The 20,146-nt window shown below is 50.2% G+C and carries 25 protein-coding genes; 10 read left to right on the top strand and 15 right to left on the bottom strand.

What is annotated here, in order from left to right:
- The first annotated feature begins 143 nt into the window (after window positions 1-143).
- Entirely contained in the window at window positions 144-818 is a 675-nt protein-coding gene (locus tag ACT3T6_RS13560) for a LysE family translocator (RefSeq protein ID WP_193053156.1), read from the top strand.
- 127 nt (window positions 819-945) lie between these two features.
- Window positions 946-1,548 (top strand): YqaA family protein, encoded by a 603-nt coding sequence (locus tag ACT3T6_RS13555; RefSeq protein WP_193053157.1) that lies wholly within the window; start codon window positions 946-948, stop codon window positions 1,546-1,548.
- A gap of 36 nt (window positions 1,549-1,584) precedes the next feature.
- Here the strand turns inward: ACT3T6_RS13555 and ACT3T6_RS13550 are convergent, their stop codons facing one another.
- Entirely contained in the window at window positions 1,585-1,902 is a 318-nt protein-coding gene (locus ACT3T6_RS13550; protein ID WP_193053158.1) for an antibiotic biosynthesis monooxygenase family protein, read from the bottom strand.
- Window positions 1,903-2,219: 317 nt separating this feature from the next.
- Between ACT3T6_RS13550 and ACT3T6_RS13545 the strand changes: the two genes are divergently transcribed.
- The 3 genes from ACT3T6_RS13545 (at window position 2,220) to ACT3T6_RS13535 (ending at window position 4,451) form a co-directional block, all read left to right on the top strand.
- The gene (locus ACT3T6_RS13545; protein WP_193053159.1) at window positions 2,220-3,023 is read left to right on the top strand and encodes a helix-turn-helix transcriptional regulator; all 804 of its coding nucleotides are present in this window, start codon (window positions 2,220-2,222) and stop codon (window positions 3,021-3,023) included.
- A 50-nt stretch (window positions 3,024-3,073) separates the two neighbouring features.
- A complete protein-coding gene (locus ACT3T6_RS13540; RefSeq protein WP_193053160.1) occupies window positions 3,074-3,529 on the top strand; it encodes a carboxymuconolactone decarboxylase family protein in 456 nt (151 codons plus the stop codon).
- A gap of 136 nt (window positions 3,530-3,665) precedes the next feature.
- Window positions 3,666-4,451, top strand: coding sequence for a class I SAM-dependent DNA methyltransferase (locus ACT3T6_RS13535; RefSeq protein WP_193053161.1), 786 nt, complete (start codon window positions 3,666-3,668; stop codon window positions 4,449-4,451).
- On the opposite strand, the gene ACT3T6_RS13530 is transcribed toward ACT3T6_RS13535, so the two are convergent.
- Entirely contained in the window at window positions 4,452-4,856 is a 405-nt protein-coding gene (locus ACT3T6_RS13530) for a DUF4019 domain-containing protein (RefSeq protein ID WP_172118231.1), read from the bottom strand.
- 214 nt (window positions 4,857-5,070) lie between these two features.
- Window positions 5,071-6,114: a linear amide C-N hydrolase gene (locus ACT3T6_RS13525; protein WP_193053162.1), complete on the bottom strand. Its 1,044-nt coding sequence runs from the start codon at window positions 6,112-6,114 to the stop codon at window positions 5,071-5,073.
- A gap of 272 nt (window positions 6,115-6,386) precedes the next feature.
- On the opposite strand from ACT3T6_RS13525, the gene ACT3T6_RS13520 reads away from it, so the two are divergent.
- The 3 genes from ACT3T6_RS13520 to poxB are packed head-to-tail and all read left to right on the top strand — an operon-like array spanning window position 6,387 to window position 10,051.
- A complete protein-coding gene (locus tag ACT3T6_RS13520) occupies window positions 6,387-6,782 on the top strand; it encodes a hypothetical protein (RefSeq protein WP_193053163.1) in 396 nt (131 codons plus the stop codon).
- A gap of 21 nt (window positions 6,783-6,803) precedes the next feature.
- Entirely contained in the window at window positions 6,804-8,306 is a 1,503-nt protein-coding gene (gene mqo / locus ACT3T6_RS13515) for a malate dehydrogenase (quinone) (RefSeq protein WP_193053164.1), read from the top strand.
- A gap of 8 nt (window positions 8,307-8,314) precedes the next feature.
- Complete coding sequence (gene poxB, locus ACT3T6_RS13510; protein ID WP_193053165.1) at window positions 8,315-10,051, top strand: ubiquinone-dependent pyruvate dehydrogenase; 1,737 nt, start codon at window positions 8,315-8,317, stop codon at window positions 10,049-10,051.
- Between the two features lie 95 nt (window positions 10,052-10,146).
- Here the strand turns inward: poxB and ACT3T6_RS13505 are convergent, their stop codons facing one another.
- The 7 genes from ACT3T6_RS13505 to ACT3T6_RS13475 all read right to left on the bottom strand — a co-directional run bounded on the left by ACT3T6_RS13505 (window position 10,147) and on the right by ACT3T6_RS13475 (window position 14,318).
- Window positions 10,147-10,629, bottom strand: a complete 483-nt coding sequence (locus ACT3T6_RS13505) for a YehS family protein (protein ID WP_172118236.1) — start codon at window positions 10,627-10,629, stop codon at window positions 10,147-10,149.
- 85 nt (window positions 10,630-10,714) lie between these two features.
- The gene (locus ACT3T6_RS13500; RefSeq protein WP_193053166.1) at window positions 10,715-11,137 is read right to left on the bottom strand and encodes a tetratricopeptide repeat protein; all 423 of its coding nucleotides are present in this window, start codon (window positions 11,135-11,137) and stop codon (window positions 10,715-10,717) included.
- A gap of 185 nt (window positions 11,138-11,322) precedes the next feature.
- Window positions 11,323-12,054 (bottom strand): glucose 1-dehydrogenase, encoded by a 732-nt coding sequence (locus tag ACT3T6_RS13495; protein WP_193053167.1) that lies wholly within the window; start codon window positions 12,052-12,054, stop codon window positions 11,323-11,325.
- A gap of 127 nt (window positions 12,055-12,181) precedes the next feature.
- Complete coding sequence (locus tag ACT3T6_RS13490; RefSeq protein WP_193053168.1) at window positions 12,182-12,457, bottom strand: putative quinol monooxygenase; 276 nt, start codon at window positions 12,455-12,457, stop codon at window positions 12,182-12,184.
- Window positions 12,458-12,470: 13 nt separating this feature from the next.
- Complete coding sequence (locus ACT3T6_RS13485; RefSeq protein ID WP_193053169.1) at window positions 12,471-12,917, bottom strand: GNAT family N-acetyltransferase; 447 nt, start codon at window positions 12,915-12,917, stop codon at window positions 12,471-12,473.
- Window positions 12,918-13,286: 369 nt separating this feature from the next.
- Window positions 13,287-13,847, bottom strand: a complete 561-nt coding sequence (locus ACT3T6_RS13480) for a flavodoxin family protein (protein WP_193053170.1) — start codon at window positions 13,845-13,847, stop codon at window positions 13,287-13,289.
- Window positions 13,848-13,892: 45 nt separating this feature from the next.
- The gene (locus ACT3T6_RS13475; RefSeq protein WP_193053171.1) at window positions 13,893-14,318 is read right to left on the bottom strand and encodes a VOC family protein; all 426 of its coding nucleotides are present in this window, start codon (window positions 14,316-14,318) and stop codon (window positions 13,893-13,895) included.
- Window positions 14,319-14,413: 95 nt separating this feature from the next.
- Between ACT3T6_RS13475 and soxR the strand changes: the two genes are divergently transcribed.
- Entirely contained in the window at window positions 14,414-14,893 is a 480-nt protein-coding gene (gene soxR, locus ACT3T6_RS13470; protein WP_193053172.1) for a redox-sensitive transcriptional activator SoxR, read from the top strand.
- A 129-nt stretch (window positions 14,894-15,022) separates the two neighbouring features.
- Here soxR and sugE read toward each other — a convergent pair whose 3' ends face one another.
- Window positions 15,023-15,340 (bottom strand): quaternary ammonium compound efflux SMR transporter SugE, encoded by a 318-nt coding sequence (sugE, locus tag ACT3T6_RS13465; protein ID WP_193053173.1) that lies wholly within the window; start codon window positions 15,338-15,340, stop codon window positions 15,023-15,025.
- Between the two features lie 223 nt (window positions 15,341-15,563).
- Here sugE and ACT3T6_RS13460 point away from each other — a divergent pair, with 223 nt between their 5' ends.
- Window positions 15,564-16,751 carry a DEAD/DEAH box helicase gene (locus ACT3T6_RS13460; RefSeq protein WP_193053174.1) on the top strand — a complete coding sequence of 396 codons (1,188 nt, stop codon included), beginning with the start codon at window positions 15,564-15,566 and terminating at the stop codon, window positions 16,749-16,751.
- A gap of 135 nt (window positions 16,752-16,886) precedes the next feature.
- Here ACT3T6_RS13460 and rho read toward each other — a convergent pair whose 3' ends face one another.
- The 4 genes from rho to ACT3T6_RS13440 all read right to left on the bottom strand — a co-directional run.
- Window positions 16,887-17,846, bottom strand: a complete 960-nt coding sequence (rho, locus tag ACT3T6_RS13455) for a transcription termination factor Rho (RefSeq protein WP_193053175.1) — start codon at window positions 17,844-17,846, stop codon at window positions 16,887-16,889.
- A gap of 86 nt (window positions 17,847-17,932) precedes the next feature.
- Window positions 17,933-18,331: a GFA family protein gene (locus ACT3T6_RS13450; protein ID WP_193053176.1), complete on the bottom strand. Its 399-nt coding sequence runs from the start codon at window positions 18,329-18,331 to the stop codon at window positions 17,933-17,935.
- 1,063 nt (window positions 18,332-19,394) lie between these two features.
- The gene (locus ACT3T6_RS13445) at window positions 19,395-19,709 is read right to left on the bottom strand and encodes a hypothetical protein (protein ID WP_193056802.1); all 315 of its coding nucleotides are present in this window, start codon (window positions 19,707-19,709) and stop codon (window positions 19,395-19,397) included.
- A 32-nt stretch (window positions 19,710-19,741) separates the two neighbouring features.
- Window positions 19,742-20,146: hypothetical protein (locus ACT3T6_RS13440; protein ID WP_444625953.1), on the bottom strand; the 405-nt coding region annotated here is incomplete at its 5' end.

The following is a 20,146-nucleotide window of genomic DNA, read 5'->3' as shown; positions in this document are numbered from 1 at the left end:
CGGTTCCTCTGTGTGATACCGAAGCTCTCCTAGCTTAAGCGCTCCCTAGCGGCCTGCCGACCCGAATCTTGCGCATATCAATTTTATACAATACGCCGTCGCCACGTCATCGCATACTCCCCTCACTGTTTAGGAGGATCACAATGTGCATTTCGCTATTACTCCCCATGTCAGCCTTTGCCCTTGCCGCATCCATTTCCCCAGGCCCCGTCAATTTGATATGCCTCAGTAGCGGCACCCACTACCCTATTGTTAAAGGGTTAATCTTTGTGACAGGAGCCACACTAGGGTTTATAGCGCTGTTTCTAGGAATTGGTGCAGGGCTTTACGCTTTACTCACCACCGTGCCTCTACTTGAAGTGTTACTTCGTTGGGCCGGAGTAGCGTTTCTGCTTTATCTAAGTATCAGGTTAGCAATGGATGACGGCAAGTTGCCTGTGCAAGCAACCACCAAACCGCCTGGTTTTATAACAGGTGCGCTCATGCAATGGCTAAACCCCAAAGCATGGATTGCATCGGCGTCTGGCATTGGCGCTTATACAATGGGTAACGACCCGGCTCAAATAGCCATGTTCGCGGCGCTTTACCTGCCTATTTGCTGGTTATCGTTAGCCAGCTGGGTTTACGCGGGGGCTTTCTTAAAGCGCTACATTCAAACGCCTCGATTGTTAGTCGCTATTAATCGACTGCTTGCAGCGTTATTGGCTGCTAGCTGCCTATTTTGCGAAGCTCTATATACGGCATTTTGGGTCACGCCAAAAAACAGGAGCTGCGAAAGGAGAAGAGTGTGGGGGCATCTGTTATATCTCAGCCAATAAGAGAAGTGATGAAGAGTAAAATGACCCTACCGCCTGCGTGTCGCCACCTCACCGCTCACGCTAGACAATACCATGGGACTGACCCAGTATGTACCGCCGTATTAGTCCGCCGATGTAGACCCCATCCATGGCCATTATCTCAAAAAGTCCTAAAGTGTGGTTCGAGCGCATTAACGGCTCAAAGAATATGCTATGGCTACTGGGCGTGTTCTCATTTCTTGAAACCATTATTTTACCCATTCCCATTGAGCTAATACTCATCCCGCTAATGGCAGCCAACAAGCAGCGGATCTGGCTTTTGGCTACCATCACTACATTGGGCTGTCTGATCGCCTCCCTGGTGGGCTACAGCGTAGGCTTGCTGTTATTTACGTCGGTAGGCACATGGTTTATCAACGTCACCGGTATGCAGGAGAGCTTTCAGGCGTTTCAACTGTTTTTTAATCAATACGGTTTCGCTGCCATTATAGCCATGGGCATCCTGCCTATCCCCTTTCCGATAGCCATGATAACGGCGGGCATTTCGGGCTACCCTGTCTTGCTATTCTTGCTGGCGGCATTAATTGCTCGTGGCCTGCGCTACTATGGCTTAGCCTGGCTGGTTTATCGCTTCGGTAATCGAGTGCTGTTGCTATGGAAGCGCCATGCGTTGTTTACCAGCTTGATAGGCGGCGTAATAGTGCTGTTGATTGCTCTGGGGCTACAAGCACTCACGCGCTTGATGATGTAACCGACATAAAGCAGAAGACTAGGGAAGTAGCATCCGCTAGATGCCGTAATCCCGCTCAACCTTGGCAATCCGAGTTTTAAAGTGCTGATACCACTGCTGATGCCCAAGCCGCTGTGCTTCTTTATGTTCGGCATGCGCCTTCCACGCTTTAATCGAGGCCAAGTCAGCCCAGTAGGAAACCGTAACCCCCACCTCATTTCGAGCCGATTCAACGCCTAAAAAACCTGGCTGCTGCATGGCTAACTCAACCATACGCTCCGCCATGTCATCATAGCCATCTTCAATATCCGTGCGCACGGAAGTGAAGATAACGGCGTAGTAAGGGGGTTCTGGAGTCGTTGAGATAAGGGCCATGAAGTTCTCTTGAGCTGAAAGCAGTTCAAAAAAGCATACCGTAGGCGAAGCAGTAGACTCCATAGCTAATTATTGGTGTTTACTCATCAAATCAATATCGTTGCGCGTGAGATGGTGCTTTACCTACGGCACAGCGGGCAAGAGCCCCAGCTTGACGCTTGTTTTGAAGGGCTCAACCACGTGGATTGATGATTAAACAGTTCATTGCGAAGTGAGAACTTCACTGTCCAAGCATAGCCACTTTCCCAGCCCCTGTGTTTAGGCTTTAATACAGCTTATGCGATGAAGTCCATTCATCAACAAAGCAGGTTGTCGCCATGGCCCACTTTATTCTGCCCGGTAACGCCGTTCATTTGAATTTCCAGCAGCGCCTGCCCAACACCAACCTTCGCACATGGGTGCAATGCCTTTGGTCGATGGGCGGGCAAAGCACCCTTGCGCACCCCATCGTAGAAAAGCTTTACCCCGATGCAGGCGCCAGCCTCACCATTCACCTTGGAAGCTCTCGTCCCATCGTCACGCTCTGCTTTAACAGACACATGTTGCTTGAGACGTTTGATACGTCCACCCCCCGGATGGGCATTCGGTTTAAACCGACCAGTATGTATAGCCTCCTGGGCTTAGCCCCGGAACAGTGTATAGACGCGCATCTTTGCTTGGGCGATGACATAAACCCCTCCTGGATGGACAGTTTAATGCCGGTGGTGGAGCGCCTTTATCAGCTTGATGCACCCAAAGGATTAGCCCTGCTTGAAACATGGCTTCTGGGTTTACTCAAAAGTCGACTAACGAGTAAAAGCCCTGTGCCAGGAATCATCCAGGCGATTAACCAGTTACAGCTCCCACCTGAGCAGTTAGCTGCCAATGTTGGGTTAACCCGACGCACCCTGGAACGTCGATTAAAACGTGAAGTCGGTGTCTCGCCAGGCGCGTTGGTGACGTATGCTCGCCTCAACCGAGCGCGACGGTGCTTACTTGAAGCTGACCGGCCGCTATCAGAAATAGCGCTCCACTGTGGCTACTATGATCAGCCACACTTTACCCACGCCTTCCAATCTTTTACCAACGAAACACCCGCCTCTTACCGCCAGCGCAAGTTGTCGCAAATTTACAAGGCGTAGTACGCACACCTTTATAAGCTGAGACCTCACCAATCAACGAGGTCACTGCCATGTCTCAGCGTATTTCTCGACAAGCCGTTTACAAGCTAACCCCTCGCCTTGCTAAACATTTGGTGCCTCTGGGCGAAGTAGCGGCTAATAGCGCGGTAACGCCTGCCATCATCCACCTCGTTAAGCTACGCGTTTCCCAAATCAACCAGTGCTGCTTCTGCCAGCATATGCATACTCAGGAAGCCCGAGACGACGGCGAGCATCAGGTAAGACTGGATGTACTGCCTGCCTGGCGGGAAGCCCCCTGCTTCAATAAACAGGAACGTGCAGCCCTTGAGTGGGCCGAAGCGCTTACCTTAATCAGCCAACAGTCTGTTAGCGACAGCGTCTACCAGAATGCTCTGGCTGCCTTTGGCGAACAGGACCTTCTTGAGCTAACCACGGTGATTCTAGCCATTAATAGTTGGAACCGGGTGGCGGTAAGTATGCAGTTTGCGCCTGACATCTCGCTATAAACCGAAAAAGACATCGCAAGCCTGTGCGACGGCCTGCGATGTCTTGATCAAAATTCCCTTCCGCACGGCTGGCTTCTAAAAGCCACTCCACTCGTTTACTATGCGCCACCCTCACTCCCAAGCTACCCAGGCCGCCATGTCCTTTAACGCACTCTATACCGACCTTTCTGGCTATTACGATGTGATGTGCGAAGACATCGACTACCGGGCGCAAAGCAACGCCGTGCAAAGGCTTCACCAAATTTTTGGTAACGGTGGCAACCTTCACCTCGATGTCGCGTGTGGTACCGGGCCTCATGTTCGCCATTTTATTGATAATGGCTATGTGAGCAGCGGGCTGGATATTAACCAGCCCATGCTGGATATTGCTGCCACACGTTGCCCTGAGGCCCAGTTTACGTGTCAGGACATGGGCAACTTCCAGGTAAGCGACCCGCAGGATTTGATTACCTGTTTTTTATATTCGATTCACTACAGCGACGGAATTGAAAAGCTCAAAGCGTGTATTGAAAGTGCGCACAGCGCCTTAATGAGTGGCGGGGTTTTCTGCTTCAACGCAGTCGATAAAGATAAAATCGATAACAATCTGTTTGTGAGCCACACCGTTAAAAAAGCCGACGATGCCTTCACGTTTCGTTCCGGGTGGCATTACAGCGGTAGCGGTGAAAAACAGGCCCTCAAACTTAGTATTGCAAAAACCAACGCGTGCGATACCCAAGTATGGAACGATGAGCACCCCATGGTCGCGGTTAGTTTTGCTGAGCTAATTACGCTGCTTGAGCCCTACTTTGAAGTGCATGTATTCGAGCACAACTTTGAAGCTATCACGCCGTGGAACACCACTTCGGGGAACGCCATTTTTGCCTGCGTGAAGATTCACCCCCCCACGGTTGTAGCAACGGGGCAATCCACTTGTTGCTGATCAGTTCACATAGTACCCACTTACTTTCCAAACGCCGTCTTCAAAGTGCGGCGTAATGGTTTCGGTAATATCAGACTTGTTGGCAAAACGCGTTTGGTAGATGAACTTTTTGTAATCATTTTTGGGAGCGCCGGGCATAGAGGTTTGCGTGATGACGCGTGTGCGGCGTCTTGCCTCCACCGACCCGAAGTCACGGCGCGCTGCGCTAATGATCCGCTCTAGCATACTGGGCGAAAGCGGACTCTTAAGAAGCGGTGATGACTCCTCCCAAGCCAGCTCATACTCGCCACTATCGATTGCATCAAGCCATGCCAGCGCCGCGGCCTCAGCCGCATCGGTGTTCGCTTGAGCATACGGTGCCAGCAGTAGCAGGGCTGTAATGAAACAGATCACGATTTTTGGCATGGATAACTCTAGGCAGCGATCAGTAAATAGGTGTGCTTAATTTAATATCGGTACCAGCCGCCATTACTTTAGTATTAATCACAATAATCGAACAAGCTAACCGCAGTTTTTTCTATCCCTTGGCTTTATTAAGTAAGAGAAAGCCCCCTGCGCTAACCGCGACACAGGGGGCTATTTCATGCGCTAACTAGCAAAAAAATGCCCTTAACGCACCTTACAGGCCAGCAAACTCAAAGGGCTCGGCGTCCTCAAACGCGTTGACCGTATTGCCTGCATAAACACTGTTATTCTTGAGGCTCAGTTTGCGAACAGGCACGCCCTCAGTAAAGTCGGCATCCTTCATATCCACCCAAAACGTGTTAGGCGTAAGTGCCGTCTCGAAATAATAAACAAGGTGTTTCTGATCAGATACCGCTCTCCACCTGGTGGAAGAAATATTCGGCTCCTCTTCTGATGAGATGCCGAAAGGAACAGACGCATTGCGAATCACGCTAAATGCACTGCCAACAGCGACTCTTGTATCGCTCGTTTTAGGGATGGCATCCATGTAGAACGACGCTCTGACAAATCGATCTGCGGCACGGTTTGTGCCAGGCAGCATGACCAAACCACCGATCTGTCTCCAGTAGTCATCCAGCGTCAGTTGCTGCTCGAAGGTGGGCGAGTTTGTCACCACATTGTATGACGTATCGTGATGAATAGTGAGTTTACCGCCGATATACTCAAATATTGCGCTATCACCCTTGGCATCTGAAATTGACAAGTGAAGCGTAGCAAATCGAGTGGTGCCCGGTATTTCAGCAGAGACGACCACAAAGGGCTCATCGCGCAGCGCCTCCACCGCCTCATCAACGGTCGCAAAATTATCCAAAACATACTGGACCCAGGCAGCCACGGAAAGCCCCTCGTCATCCGGCCCAAATTCAGGATACTCTGCCTCAGCAAGCCATAGCAGGTTAGCCACCAAGCCTTTTTCGTTCATGCCATCAGTGCTTGAGATATCAAACGCGCTGGTAACGACACTTCCATACTGGGATGTCCAAGTAACGGAGTTGGGTCCAGCCGCACCATCGCGCTCCATTCCCTTTGGAAACAGCCATAGGTTCGGATGTATTTCGTCCCTCCAATCCATGGAGCGCGCCGTGATAATCATGTCATCAGGGCCCTGATATACCGCGCGCGTGCATGCATCCGCTGTGATGGCCACGAACAAGGCACACATGCTTGCCGCTAGCGTTAATTTTTTTTTGATTCCCATGGTGGTTTCCTTTTATTTACAAACGTTATAGAGCCTGCCAGAGATAATTGGCGGCTAACCAGAAAAGCGCCAACCCCTTTTTTATAAAAAGAATAGCGGCATGGAATCCCCAGCCCATGCCCATATTTAAATTATCAAACCCACTTCACCTTAGGCATAAATTTAGCTTTGGTCACGCACCTTATTGCACAAAATCCGAACTAGTATTTAAACTCAGATGATTGTTCTATTTTTCATCATGTTTTGTCACTACTCACAATCAGGAGTCAGTAATGTTCCGATGTGTAAGGTTATGGACAGGCAGTAACCATCAATCGTGTTTTGAAGAAGGATGGATTGATCTTCCCAAAGGTGAGCGCCATGACTTGCTCAGTGATGTCATCGAAACGACCAGCATCTCCTTTCGCGAAACAAGCGAAGGCGGCAGCTTTAGCTGGCATGACGCTCCTAACCGTCAATTCGTCTTAACGCTTAGCGGCACACTCACTTTCGAGACGCGCACGGGCGACTCATTCACGCTGCACCCCGGCGACATTTTATTGGCGGAAGACACCACAGGTGGCGGCCACCGCTGGCATCTAATCGATAACCAGCCCTGGCGACGCGTGTATGCCATAGTGCCGCAGGATATTGACCTTCCCTTTATCAGCGCATCAAGCAAGTGCTGAGTTCCTAAGCGGAGAACGTTCATGCCTACATCAGCACAGATTCCCGAGCGGGCAGATATTGTAATGGTCGGCGCGGGCATCATGAGCGCCACGCTCGCAACTCTTCTCAAAGAGCTAGAACCTTCACTCAAGATTGTGGTGCTGGAAACACTGAAAGATTGCGCCCAGGAAAGCTCCAATGGTTGGAATAACGCAGGTACCGGGCATGCCGCCAACTGCGAAATGAACTACACCCCTGCTCGCTCAGACGGCACGGTTGATATCAGCAAGGCGCTGGAGGTCAACACAGAGTTCGATATTTCACGCCAACTCTGGACCTATCTGGTCAAGAAAGGGGCCATTCCCAACCCACAGGCATTTATTAATCCCTGCCCGCACATGAGCTTTGTCTGGGGCGAGGATAACGTCAACTATCTACGCCAGCGCTTTAAACAGATGTCATCGCACCACTGCTATCACGGCATGGAATATAGCGAAGACCCCGCGCAGATTGAGCAGTGGACCCCGCTCATCATGGAAGGACGCAGCGATGGCGAGCCCGTCGCGGCGACGCGTATCGTATCAGGGTCTGATGTCGACTATGGCGCGCTTACCCACCTGCTGTTCGACCATTTGTCGCAGCAATCCGGGTTTGAAATTCACTACTTAAAGCACGTACAGGATATTACTCGACAAAACGACAACCGCTGGTGCGTGAAAATGCACGACACGCACAGCAAGCACCATGAAAGCATTCAGGCTGGGTTTGTTTTCATCGGCGCGGGTGGCGGCGCTATCGAACTGCTGCAAAAGTCTGGCATTCCTGAAGGGCACGGCTACGGCGGCTTCCCCGTCAGTGGTATTTGGCTACGCTGCGATATAGACAGCATTAGTGAACGTCACCACGCCAAGGTGTACGGCAAGGCGGCCCATGGCTCGCCTCCGATGTCAGTTCCCCACCTGGATACGCGCATTATTGGTGATAAAAAATCGCTGCTGTTCGGCCCTTACGCCGGTTTTTCATCGCGCTTTCTCAAGCAAGGTTCTCTAACGGACATGTTCCGTTCGGTACACCTGGATAATGTGATGCCCATGCTTGATGTTGCAAAGGATAACTGGCAACTAACGGAGTATCTGGTCTCCCAGGTACTGCAAAGCAAGAGCCACCAATTTGAGATGCTGCGCCAATACTACCCAATGGCACGCCATCACGACTGGACCCACGCCGTGGCGGGTCAGCGCGTGCAAATCATTAAACCCAGCCATGAAAAAGCCGGTGTGTTGGAGTTTGGCACCGAGCTAATCGCCTCATCCAATCACTCCCTCGCCGCGTTACTAGGCGCTTCTCCTGGCGCATCAACGGCGGCCTTTATCGCGCTAGAGGTATTGGAGAAATGCTTTGCCGACAAGCTAACTGCTGATGGCTGGCTCCCCCAACTCAAGACGATCATTCCCACCTACGGCATCGACCTTAAAACGGATAAAGAGGCCTGCTACGACACGCGCAAGCAAACAGCCGCAACGTTAAACCTGGACTTTGTTTGAGGTCTCTCATGTCTATCAAAAACGTATCTGATTTAGTGATCGAAACGCTGGTGGAAAGTGGTGTTGAGCGGATCTACGGCGTTGTCGGCGACAGCCTGAATGGACTAACCGAGGCCATACGCGAGCGGCCCGGCATCGAATGGGTGGGCCTACGCCATGAGGAAGTTGCCGCATTCGCCGCCAGCGGCGAATCACAACTAACCGGTAGCCTAGCCGTTTGTGCCGGCTCTTGCGGTCCCGGCAACCTGCATCTTATCAACGGCCTGTTCGATGCCCACCGCACGCGCACGCCGGTGCTGGCCATTGCCGCGCATATTCCCTCTTCAGAGATCGGCGGCGGCTATTTCCAGGAAACCCACCCCCAAGAACTATTTCGTGAATGCAGCCACTACTGTGAGCTGGTCTCCGACGCCAGCCAATTACCTTATGTGCTGGACAATGCCATCCGCGCCGCCGTTGGGCAGCGTGGCGTTGCGGTCGTGGTGTTGCCTGGTGATGTTGCACTGCGCGCCTCACCGGTTAAAACGGTAACGCAGCGCCATGGCTTATTACCCCCCACGCCACGTGTGGTGCCCGCCAAAACCGAAGTGGAAGCACTCGCCAAACTACTCAACGATGCAGAGCGCATTACGCTTTTCGCTGGCCGAGGCTGCGCCGGTTCACACGCCCAGCTAATGCAATTGGCCGATGCGCTTAAGAGCCCCATCGTGCACGCACTCGGCGGCAAAGAGCACGTCGAATACGACAACCCCTATGATGTCGGCATGACCGGCTTTATCGGGTTCTCATCAGGTTACGCGGCCATGCAGGAGTGCGACCTGCTGCTGATGCTGGGCACGGATTTTCCGTATAAACAGTTTTTACCGCAAAAGACCAACGTCGTGCAGGTCGATATTCGCCCTGAAAACCTGGGCAGGCGCGCCAAGCTGGCATTGGGCGTGGTCGGCGATATCGGGTTAACCATTGAGGCCATTCTGCCGGCGCTTCATACGCGCACTGACCGGCACTTTCTGGATGCAGCGCTGGCCCACTACGTTAAAGCGCGCGAAGGCCTGGACAAACAGGCGCAAAATCACTCGGCCCACTCACCTATCCACCCACAGTACCTTGCGCGCTTGTTGAGCGAAAAGGCCAATGAGGATGCGATTTTTACTGCCGATGTAGGAACGTGCACAGTCTGGTCGGCACGTTACCTTAAAATGAACGGCCAACGTCGTCTTATCGGCTCGTTCTCGCATGGCTCGATGGCTAACGCCATGCCTCAGGCGATTGGCATTCAGTACGCGCAGCCGGGTCGGCAAGTTATTACGTTCTCCGGCGACGGTGGCCTTTCCATGCTGATGGGCGATTTACTGTCACTTAAACAGCACAACATTCCGATCAAAATCGTCATCTTTAATAATGGAGTACTCGGCTTCGTTGCACTTGAAATGAAAGCAGCCGGTTTCATTAATACGGGCGTAGACCTGGACAATCCCGACTTTGCTGCCGTTGCAAGCGCAATGGGCATTTATGCCCGTCGTGTTGAAAACCCTGGCGAGCTGGCCGATGCCATCGACAATGTATTAGCCCACGATGGCCCCGCCGTACTTGATGTAGTAACAGCCAAACAAGAGCTGGTACTGCCGCCCACCATCGGCATGGAGCAGGTCAAAGGGTTTAGCCTCTGGGGGCTACGTGCCGTCATGGATGGCGGCATGCACGAAGTCATTGATCTGGCCAAAACCAACCTGCTAAAGCGTTAGGTTCTGTTTAAAAAACGCTTAACAGCAAATGGCCATTCGCATTGAATGGCCATTTTTACTTCTGAAACCCTGTAAATCGCAGCGGCGTGACAACCTCAGACTTCTTCTGAACCCCTGGATTCAGGGCGTTGCTGGAACTGAAGACCCATTAAAAAATTACGCAACACCTGGTCTTTACACTCACGATAATTTTTATGCGTAGGCTTGCGGAAGAAAGCACTTAACTCGTGGTTGCTCAACCGAAACTCGGCCTGCTCAAAAATAGCTAGAATATCATCGGCTTTTAAATTCAGCGCAATGCGCAGCTTCTGGAACACCATATTGTTGTTCAAGTTACTTTCTGGCGCGGGCTGCTCGCCGTCGCGCTTCCCACGCTTATAGCTAATAAATCCGTTAAGAAACGCGGCCAACTCGCGGTCTCTCATTTTGAGGAATTTTTCGTCTTCCTCCTTTTTCAGCCACCCGGACACCTGCTCCTCAGATACTGTGAACTCTGCCAGCGCGAAAACTTTCAATACGGCAGTATCTTTTAAATCAAAGCAGTACCGGATACGGCGAAAAATATCATTATTGGTCAAACGATAGCTCCTGGTCTTAGGAAAACCCAGCACAATCCCGTTGGATGTGCATTTATCAAGATCATCATGGTAACAACAAAGCCAGCTATTTCGCTGTCAGTTTTTCAAGCAGCTCATCAATTTCTGCTTTCAAATCTTTATCTTCAATCTTGTTGGCACTGATTTTGGCATTTTTCAGATGTTGAATAGCAGCCTCTTCCTGGCCCAACTCAACCTGCAGGGTCGCCATTGAAAAACCGATAGACGACAGGTGGTCTTTAGCATTGGCGACCTCGGCTTTGTGAAGCGCCTTTTCATACATCACCAGCGCGTCATCCAGCTCTTCGGTAAAATCCGCCAACGTTTCCCACTGCTCCGGATGATCCTTATCGGTATCTTCATGCTCGATACAAATAGCGTTCAGCTCTGCATAAAGCGAATCAAACGTCTCTCGATCGTCCTTCTCTGCCGCCTTCATCAGCTTTTCAGCCAACTCATAAACGGCCTTGTAAATTTTGGTATTGATCATGTCAGCTACCTTCTACAGTAAAATGAGAATCGACTGGTAAACTCGCCGATACGACCCGATATGCGCGCCCACACTACGGCAATGGGCGATGGGCCGCATTATACCCATGAAGCGCTCTCTTGAAGGTTTTTCCGACAGTAACGTCGAGTTGGCGATTGAAAAAGCCTCTACTCGCTTAAGACAAACTACCGACCACCCGCAATATCAATAAACGAGCCGGTCACATAAGAAGCCTCATCCGATAGAAGCCAAGTGATAGCCTGAGCAACCTCTTCAGGGGTGCCGCCACGTTTTAAAGGGATTTGGGGCGCCAAGCGCTCAACCCGCCCCGGTTCACCGCCATCGGCATGCATATCCGTATGGATAAAGCCTGGCCGCACTCCGTTAACGCGAATACTCCTGTCAGCAAGCTCAAGAGCCAAGCCTTTGGTCATCGAATCCATCGCACCTTTTGATGTGGCATAGTCAATATACTCAAACGGCGCACCGGTGCGTGCCGCAGCGGAAGAGACATTGACAATCGCGCCCGCTCCCTCTGCCTGATTGATAAATGCCTTCGAACATAGAAAAGCACTCATCACGTTGGCGCTCAACACCTTCTGAAAGCGCTCAGCACTAATATCGGTAAACACAGATTGGGTATATAGAATGCCCGCGTTATTAACCAAGTGCGTTACTTTTCCCAACCGCTTTCGGGTTGCCTCAAACAGTGAATGCACTTCACTTTCCACTGAAACATCCGCTTGGAAGACCATCGCTCTACCGCCCGCTTCAATAATATGCGCCGCCACTGCGTCTGCTGCTGCTTTATTTTTAAGGTAATTAACGCAAACGGCATACCCTTGGCCCGATAACCTAATTGAAGTAGCGGCGCCAATACCGCGCCCTCCGCCGGTTACGATGGCGACTTTTTTCACAAGAATTCCTCGAAAAATGGTGATATTAAGGGGTTACCTTGCAGCGAGGGCGCATCTCAGGCAAGTTTTACTGCGTCGCAAAACCGCCTATCGAAGTCTCTCTTGATTAGTAAAACGATACGATAACCTACTCAAACACATCGTAATGGCGTTTCACGTTACGGGTTAGCTTGCCCCAGTCAGAGCTTGCCACCCGCTGTTGATGTTCCTCAAAGGCTTTGCGGTCAATAAATTCCTCATAAACATCAAAACGGCACGGGTCAGTTTTATCTTGAGTAACCTTAAACGTTATGCAGCCAGGCTCCTCAAGAGTAAGTTGGCGGTGAGTGTTAAGTTCGGCTTGCACGCCATCAAGATCGCTACCGGGAACCTCGATAAACCCTTTTAAGGTTACTTTTGCCACTGAACTCACCTTTTTATAGCGTTACGTACAACCGCAGCGCGTCTTGATGCTGTATGCCATCTTCAAGAATCGGCTCAGGGTAATTATTCAGAAAATAGTTTTTAACCACATGATCAACTCTAAACCCATGGCGTTGGTAATAGGTCAGTTGATATCCAAAAGTGCCGGTACTTAATTCCACACGCTGTATTTTTTTGCTTTTCAGCTCAGACAAGGCAAAGCTCAACAGTCCAGAACCAAGGCCCTGCTGCTGAAATTCCGGGTAAACCGAGATATTAAATATTTCAGCGATGTCGGTGTTAATAGATTTTGTGACACAGGCACCAACGACGTTTCCGTTTAGCTTTGCCGCGAAGCACCAAGCGCCATCCAGATAAGATGCGATGCTCTGTTCAGAAGGATCGGCTTCCAGTAAAAGCTGGGTGGGAATGTCACTGGCATTGACTTCTAGATAGTCCATTCTTATCTCAAGCCCATAACGATGGAGATTAGTACCGCTGAGTTACAGCATTCATGGAGGCCTTTATTAGCTACCCATGTACTCCAAAATTTCATACGAGTAGGCATATTTAAATGCCCCTGTGATGTCGATTCCTATTTCAGAATAAAGGCAGTATGATAATTATGCCTGTAACCCCGTGCGCCCTTGCATGTTCCACCCCACTTTAAGTGCCACTTCATAGAAAGCTTTAACTTTATCTTATGTTTTGGCGCGAGATGCTTACGAAGCTCATCATTCATTAAACACTTGTCATATTCAATGTGCTGTCATTCAATGCACCGCTCTGTTTCATACTATCCCGTTTCACAAATTTGCACGTTCTCTCCTTCAAGCCGCGAGCTTTTTAGCGGTTTGTACTACCCGCTGACCTAAATAACGCGCAGTAAGTAAGTCCGTTTCATTGAGATCAGTATCCACGGAATGGGCAATAAGCCCGGACTGTGCACCAAGCCTGTTACGCATTGCAGGATCATAGTTGCCCGGTGTATCCAGACCCACCCAAAACATACCGTGTTGACTAGCGAACACTTGCAGGTACTGAATCGTACTCAGTTGATCACCACTTAAGTTAGCACCAATGGTAAAACCCGCGGCAATTTTGTTTGCCCATGCTTGCCTTGCCCACCACTCACTTGTGGCATCCGTAAACGCTTTAAACTGTGCTGATACGCAGCCCATATAAGTAGGTGAGCCAAAGATAATCGCATCAGCATTATCGAGTTGCCGCAGCAGCTCGATGTTACGGAAACGCCCTTCAACAATATCGGCGCCAACAATTTCTACTGTGACCACTTCAACACCAGGCTCCATTGCAGCACCTGATGCAATCGAGTGGGCCAGCTTTTTGGTAGTGCCTGTTACAGAATGAAAAATGACGACGACTTTCACTACAGTATCTCCCTTCCGTTGCTCTGATTCTTTCTACACTGCTGGTTACTGCGCATCGCGATTTAAATTACGTTCTGCCGGGATGTCGCTCAGATACTCAACAAACTCCACCTCAAACCCCGCTGGATCAACGAAGTAAACGTTTTTACGAAACGGCTCGGTGGCACCCGGTTTGGCAACGGAAAAGCCCGCGTTATTTAATCGAGCCACTACGGCATCCAGGTTATCGGTCACGTAGGCAAAGTGCGCCAGACCAACACTATGGCCTTCCAGCGCTCGGTTCTGTCCTTCGCCATGATCGCTTAACGCCAGGTAATGCCTTTCATCACCAAAGTGCACCCACTTGCGCGGTTTGCCGTACCACTCACCCTGCCCCTCATCGCGTATATGCCAATGTGGGAAGGCAGCGCGGTAAAACTCCAGCATGGCATTCATATCAGCAACGACCAGATTCACGTGTTCCAAGTACATATTGCTCTCCTTGCGTGGGTTCGGATAAAAGGTTAAAACCTCAACCCAAGTTGAGGTAAAGCTTTTTTTGAACCAGAAGAAAAACGGGAGCGAGAATGGCGGAGGCAAACTGGAGTGTCGGCAAAGTCGCCAAGCGCTGCGGCATTAATATCAGCGCCCTGCACTTTTACGAACAGCAGGGGCTAATTCAAAGCTCGCGCAATGCGGGCAACCAACGCCGCTATAAACCGGAGGTGCTAAGGCGCATTTCAGTGATTAAAGCCGCGCAAAAAGTGGGCGTCAGCCTGGACGAGGTCAAGCAAGCTTTCGAGTCTCTGCCCAATAACCGCACGCCCACGGTGGAAGATTGGCAGCAGCTATCCCGGAACTGGCAGCGCATGCTGGATGGCCGCATTGCCTACCTGCAAACGCTGCGCAATAACCTCAGCGGCTGTATCGGCTGCGGCTGTTTAAGCATGACCCGCTGCCCGCTGTATAACCCGGATGATGAGTTGGCGGAGGCAGGTAGTGGCCCAGTACTGTTGGATCAGGCGGAGGAGCGGGCTGCCGGTGATAAACATGATCAAGCGTCATGAACAATAACGGTGGCATTAACAGAGCAGATTTCGACAACGTACTTTCAACAACGTACTCCCGGTGGCCTTTCGGGTAGCACGCCCCGGTACGCTTAATGAACGGGCAGCCACTAGCGGTTTCCATGGATATCAGGCGTGGGCGAGTTTAAGCCCGACAAGCCCCGCAACGATCAGCGTTAAACTCATTAATTTGAGTACGCCCAAAGATTCGCCAAACAGCACGATGCCTAAAATGGCCGTCCCCACTGCGCCAATCCCTACCCATATCGCGTAAGCGGTACCCACGGGCAGGGTTTTCAGCGCCAAGCCCAGCAGTAGAAAACTCGCCACTAGCGAAAGTAGCGTCCAGGCAGTCGGCCAGAGTTTTGTAAAGCCCACCGAATATTTCAGCCCGATGGCCCAGCCAATCTCCAGAAGGCCCGCTACAAACAATATAAACCAGCTCATGTATTCCTCTTCGTCGATTGCTTAATCAATTCTCTGACTCGATTATCTCATAATGGCGTACGGCGTTGCGGGTCAGCCTGCCCTATTCGGAATTTGGATGCGGAGCAGCAAGGCATGTGCAAAGTTCACGCAACACGGTAAATCAGCGCTACTACAAGCACTACGTTATACTGCGACATATTTTCATTTCGACACCCCTTACGACATCCCGTCAGAGCCCCCTATGTCATTTGCAAAACTAGGCTTATCCAGCCCACTAGTTCAAGCGATTACCGAACTAGGTTACAAAACCCCGACTCCCATCCAGGAACAAGCGATTCCTGCCATTCTTTCGGGTAACGATTTAATCGCCACCGCACAAACCGGAACAGGCAAAACCGCAGCCTTTGTTCTGCCTCTGCTAGAACGGTTCAGTACAGCGGGAACGCTACGTGGCAAACGCATCCGTGCGCTGATTCTCGTACCGACCCGCGAGCTAGCGGTTCAGGTTGAAGCCAGCGTGGCTCAATACGCTAAACATCTGCACTTAACCTCCATGGCGGTGTATGGCGGTGTTGATAGCGAACCTCAAAAACAGCGCTTGATAGAAGGGATTGATATCCTCGTCGCCACACCGGGCAGGTTGCTGGATTTGGCGCATCAGCGTGCGCTGCACTTTGATGAACTCAAAGCCATGGTGTTGGACGAAGCGGACAGAATGGTCGACATGGGTTTTGTCGACGATATCAACAAAATCATTGAACGCCTGCCTGAAAACCGTCAGAACCTGCTGTTTTCGGCCACCATGAATGGCGACGTTCGGGCGCTGGCCTACGGTTTTTCAGACAGCAAGATGACCGACCTGGCGTCTGAAATATCCATTTCTCCCAACGAGCGCGCCGCCGCCAGCATCAAGCAATGGCTAATCGCGGTAGACAAAGACACCAAGTCCGCCCTGCTGAGCCACCTGATTAACGAGCAAGCGTGGGATCAGGCGCTTATTTTTATCGAGAAAAAACACGGCGCGGCCAAGCTGGTTGACCAACTCGCAAAGCGTGGTATCAAAGCGGATTCCATTCATGGCGACAGAAGCCAGGCCATGCGCGAAAAGATTTTGGCGCAGTTCAAATCTGGTGAGCTAAAGTACCTGGTCGCCACAGGGGTTGCCGCACGGGGTTTGGATATTGGCGAGCTAAGCCGTGTGGTGAATTACGATTTACCCTTTCAGCCAGAAGAGTACATTCACTGTATTGGCCGAACCGGCCGTGCGGGTGCCTCTGGTGAAGCTATCTCGTTTGTCGCCTTGGCTGACTTTAAAAATCTTTGTGCCATTGAAAGGCGATTAAACAGCATCATTGAGCGCAGAGAAATTGAAGGCTTTCCAGTTCGAAAAGTAGTGCCCGCTTCAAACCTGAACTTTAAGAAAAAGTAACCGTTAAACCATAACAAAGAAGCTCACCTCTTAACGAATAAAAGGTGAGCTTCTCTGCTAAAGGCGTTTGCAATTAAGGCCTGTTTTACCAAGCCATGGGTAAACATGTGTGGCCATTAAAGGTCTTTCTAACGACTAGGCGGAGCCTGGTGAAAACGCGTCCAATAGCTCGGCATTGGTTGGATATTTCCCTAATAACTCAAATAACTTCTGCGCGCCTTCGACTGGCTTGAGCTGGGTCAACGCTCTACGCAGTGTGCGTACTTTTTCAATATCCTTTGTATCAATCAAAAGCTCTTCTCGGCGGGTACTACTCTTGGAGATATCTATGGCCGGGAAAATCCTCTGATTGGCCACCTCGCGTGACAGCACAATCTCCATATTGCCCGTGCCCTTAAACTCCTCGAAAATCACCTGATCCATACGGCTTCCCGTATCTACCAGCACGGTAGCCAGAATCGTGAGCGACCCACCGTTTTCGATCTTTCTCGCGGCGCCGAACAACTTGCGGGGTATTTCCATCGCTCGGGCATCCAGCCCACCCGTCATCGTGCGGCCATTGCCCCGCTGCTCGGCGTTATGAACGCGTGAAAGCCTAGTCAGCGAATCGATCACGATCATCACATCGTGCCCCTCACCCGCTTGCTTACGCGCCGCCTCAAGGAGCTTATCGGCCATACGCACATGGTGGGTGTAGGTTTCATCTGAAGACGACGCATGTACCTCTGCCGACACGCTGCGCTTGAAGTCCGTCACCTCTTCCGGGCGCTCATCGATCAGCAAGGCATACAGCTTGATATCCGGGTGCGCCTCGGCCACGGCCTGGCAGATATGTTTGAGTAGCGTCGTTTTGCCCGAGCCTGGCGGTGCTACGATCAAGCCGCGTTGGCCCATCCCTATGGGCGTGATCAAGTCCATCGCTCGTACGCTGCGCTGACTGGAACCCGCTTCTAAATCAATGCGTGGGGACGGATGGATGGCGACGCCATTTAGAAAGCGTTTTTCGGGGTCATCGGAGAATTGATCTTCAACTTCGTTGGCGGGCTTGGCTTCTTGCTGCCGTTTGACTTTCAAGCCTAGTATTTTTCTCGTCATAAGATTGGTGGATCGCCTTGGGTAAGCTGGGTGCATAGAGTAATGGCTGGGCTTTGAAAATGATATTAAGCCTGAGCAACACTGCCTCAGCCGTTCTCGGTGAACTGGGGCAAGTCATCGGCAATCTCGTACCACGGCGCCTTGTTGCCCACGAACACATGGCGGCCTGGGCGCGCACCGGGGTCGGTGTCGAGGGTGCCAAGAGGAAGCGCGTAAACCTCCGGCTTTTCAGTGAACCGGGTATGAATGCTGGACCCACAGGTCGAGCAGAACACCTTGAACTCCCCGGGCGATGACTCGTAGGTTTTAAGCAGCTCTTCGCCTTTGACGGTTCGCCAATGCTCGGACTGCACCTTGGCACAGGTTCGAAACGCGGCCGCGTGGAGCTTGCGGCACATTGTGCAATGGCAGTAGTAGACGTCGGTAAGAGGGCCTGTTATTTCGTATTGGACGCCGCCGCATAGGCAGCTACCTGATAGGGTCATTTTTTCAAACTCTCTATTTGATAACACCGCGCTAAGTAATGAGCGACGTCTACCACCTAATCAAAACCATTGCTTCGTAAACAAAAACTCAGCCTGAGCTAAAAATGGCGGGCGTTGCGAAATCTGCCTTAAACGCTTTTTTATACTGTTGAGCTACGCTGCTGTTCTTTAAATTTCCTTATTGACAGTCGAATCGTTTTTCTTGACTCAAACTCTGAAATGCAAGAATAGTGCAACCACTCATGGATATGTTTTGGCTTACCTTTGAAGGCAACAAATGAGCGAAATTTTGCGTACCATTGAAGTTGTCGAGAATCAGTATAGATACGGGTCATAATAAATGCTCTTTCGTACGCCAAAAAAAAATAAAACACATACACATATAGCAGTAAAGATACAGATAACAATATTGGCACCAAGAAATCCCTGAATATATCAATACTGATAAACCTACCTGGCTCATCATATATATTTAAGATCGAGCTGATGAAAATCAAGGTTCCCATTATGACTAAAATATTGTCACATACTTTTCGTACTTGCTGATACTCAGGTTTGTTTTTAACAAATGCACTACAACACGCCAACAATGTAGCTGTCGTTACTAAAATAAATTCAGTTATAAAGCCGTAAGTATGAAACGCTACGAGGAACTCAACTAGTATAATGAGCTTAACCTGAGAGCTTAAAGATATTTTCAAATACTTTTGGGGATCGGTTATTTTGGTCGTATTCATAAGCTGAACAAAACCGATAAAGAAAAACCACAGTATCGTATTTTTAAGCTACCCTATATTCCAAATATTAATACTATAGAGCAGATATACAACTGCTGAAATATATAAAAGAAAAGTCAAAGTGGTTATCAGTATGGCTTTTTTGAAAAAAGGATTTGACGACTAACTTTATAGCAGTCAGAACCTCCTTACTTTTTATAGACGCCCAAATAAAGACGACTATAATAAGAGCAGCTGTAGCTAACTCTCGATTATTAAAAATATCCAATCACACTTCTGAGCGTAAAAACGTTATAACGCTGTCACTGTGCTTGGCCTTGTTAGCCTTACAGCTTTCTAACCATTCTTTTGAAATTTTCTCGGTGAGCTTTTCGTGTTGCCAACTCACTAACCAGGAAGGCCAAACATACGCTGATTTCATTTGCTCTTGTGAGACATTCTTCATCAGACAAACTGTGCACACCTTGGCTTAGCGCTTGGTATAGGCGCCCTAATGGATTTAGACCATCCGGCTTGAGGTGTTCGGGTAATGCTCGGTTTGCCACTTTAATCTTTTCGCTCATTGGTGATTCTTTTCGAAGCTCATCTATGGCTTCTAGGTCTTCACTTTCGGTCTCAGAAGATTGCGCATCTTCCTGCACAAGGTCCAGCAACCTATAAATGTTGTTCTCTACTATTCGGCGGAATAAGCGAAGGCAGCGATCCCGTATTCGTGCGAAAGGCAAACAATGGCTTTTTCATAATTATCGCGATCGCCTTTCAAGAACCTCTGAAGGTTACGATCCCTGTTTAGCTTGGCTCTAGGTAGCTCTCCAAATTTCTGTATCCGAATAAAACCCTCACCAAGCAGTTGCTCCACCAGATACAGACGATGCGATTTCCTGCAAGAAACACATGAGAACTCAAAACATGAAGTGCCAGACTCAAGAGCTTTTATCGCCATGCCAGCGCCACTGCCTCGGGGACGCATGTCTTGAAAAGGGCGAATCTGCTTGCAGACGTCACAATATGCGTCCACTTCATTGATCCAAAGACTGGATCGATTAGTTCGCGGCTTTTTGAATTCTCGCCAAGAATA

It is taken from the genome of Halomonas sp. 72 (assembly GCF_052379785.1).
Taxonomy (GTDB): domain Bacteria; phylum Pseudomonadota; class Gammaproteobacteria; order Pseudomonadales; family Halomonadaceae; genus Vreelandella; species Vreelandella citrativorans.
This window is presented reverse-complemented; position numbering and strand designations above follow the sequence as displayed.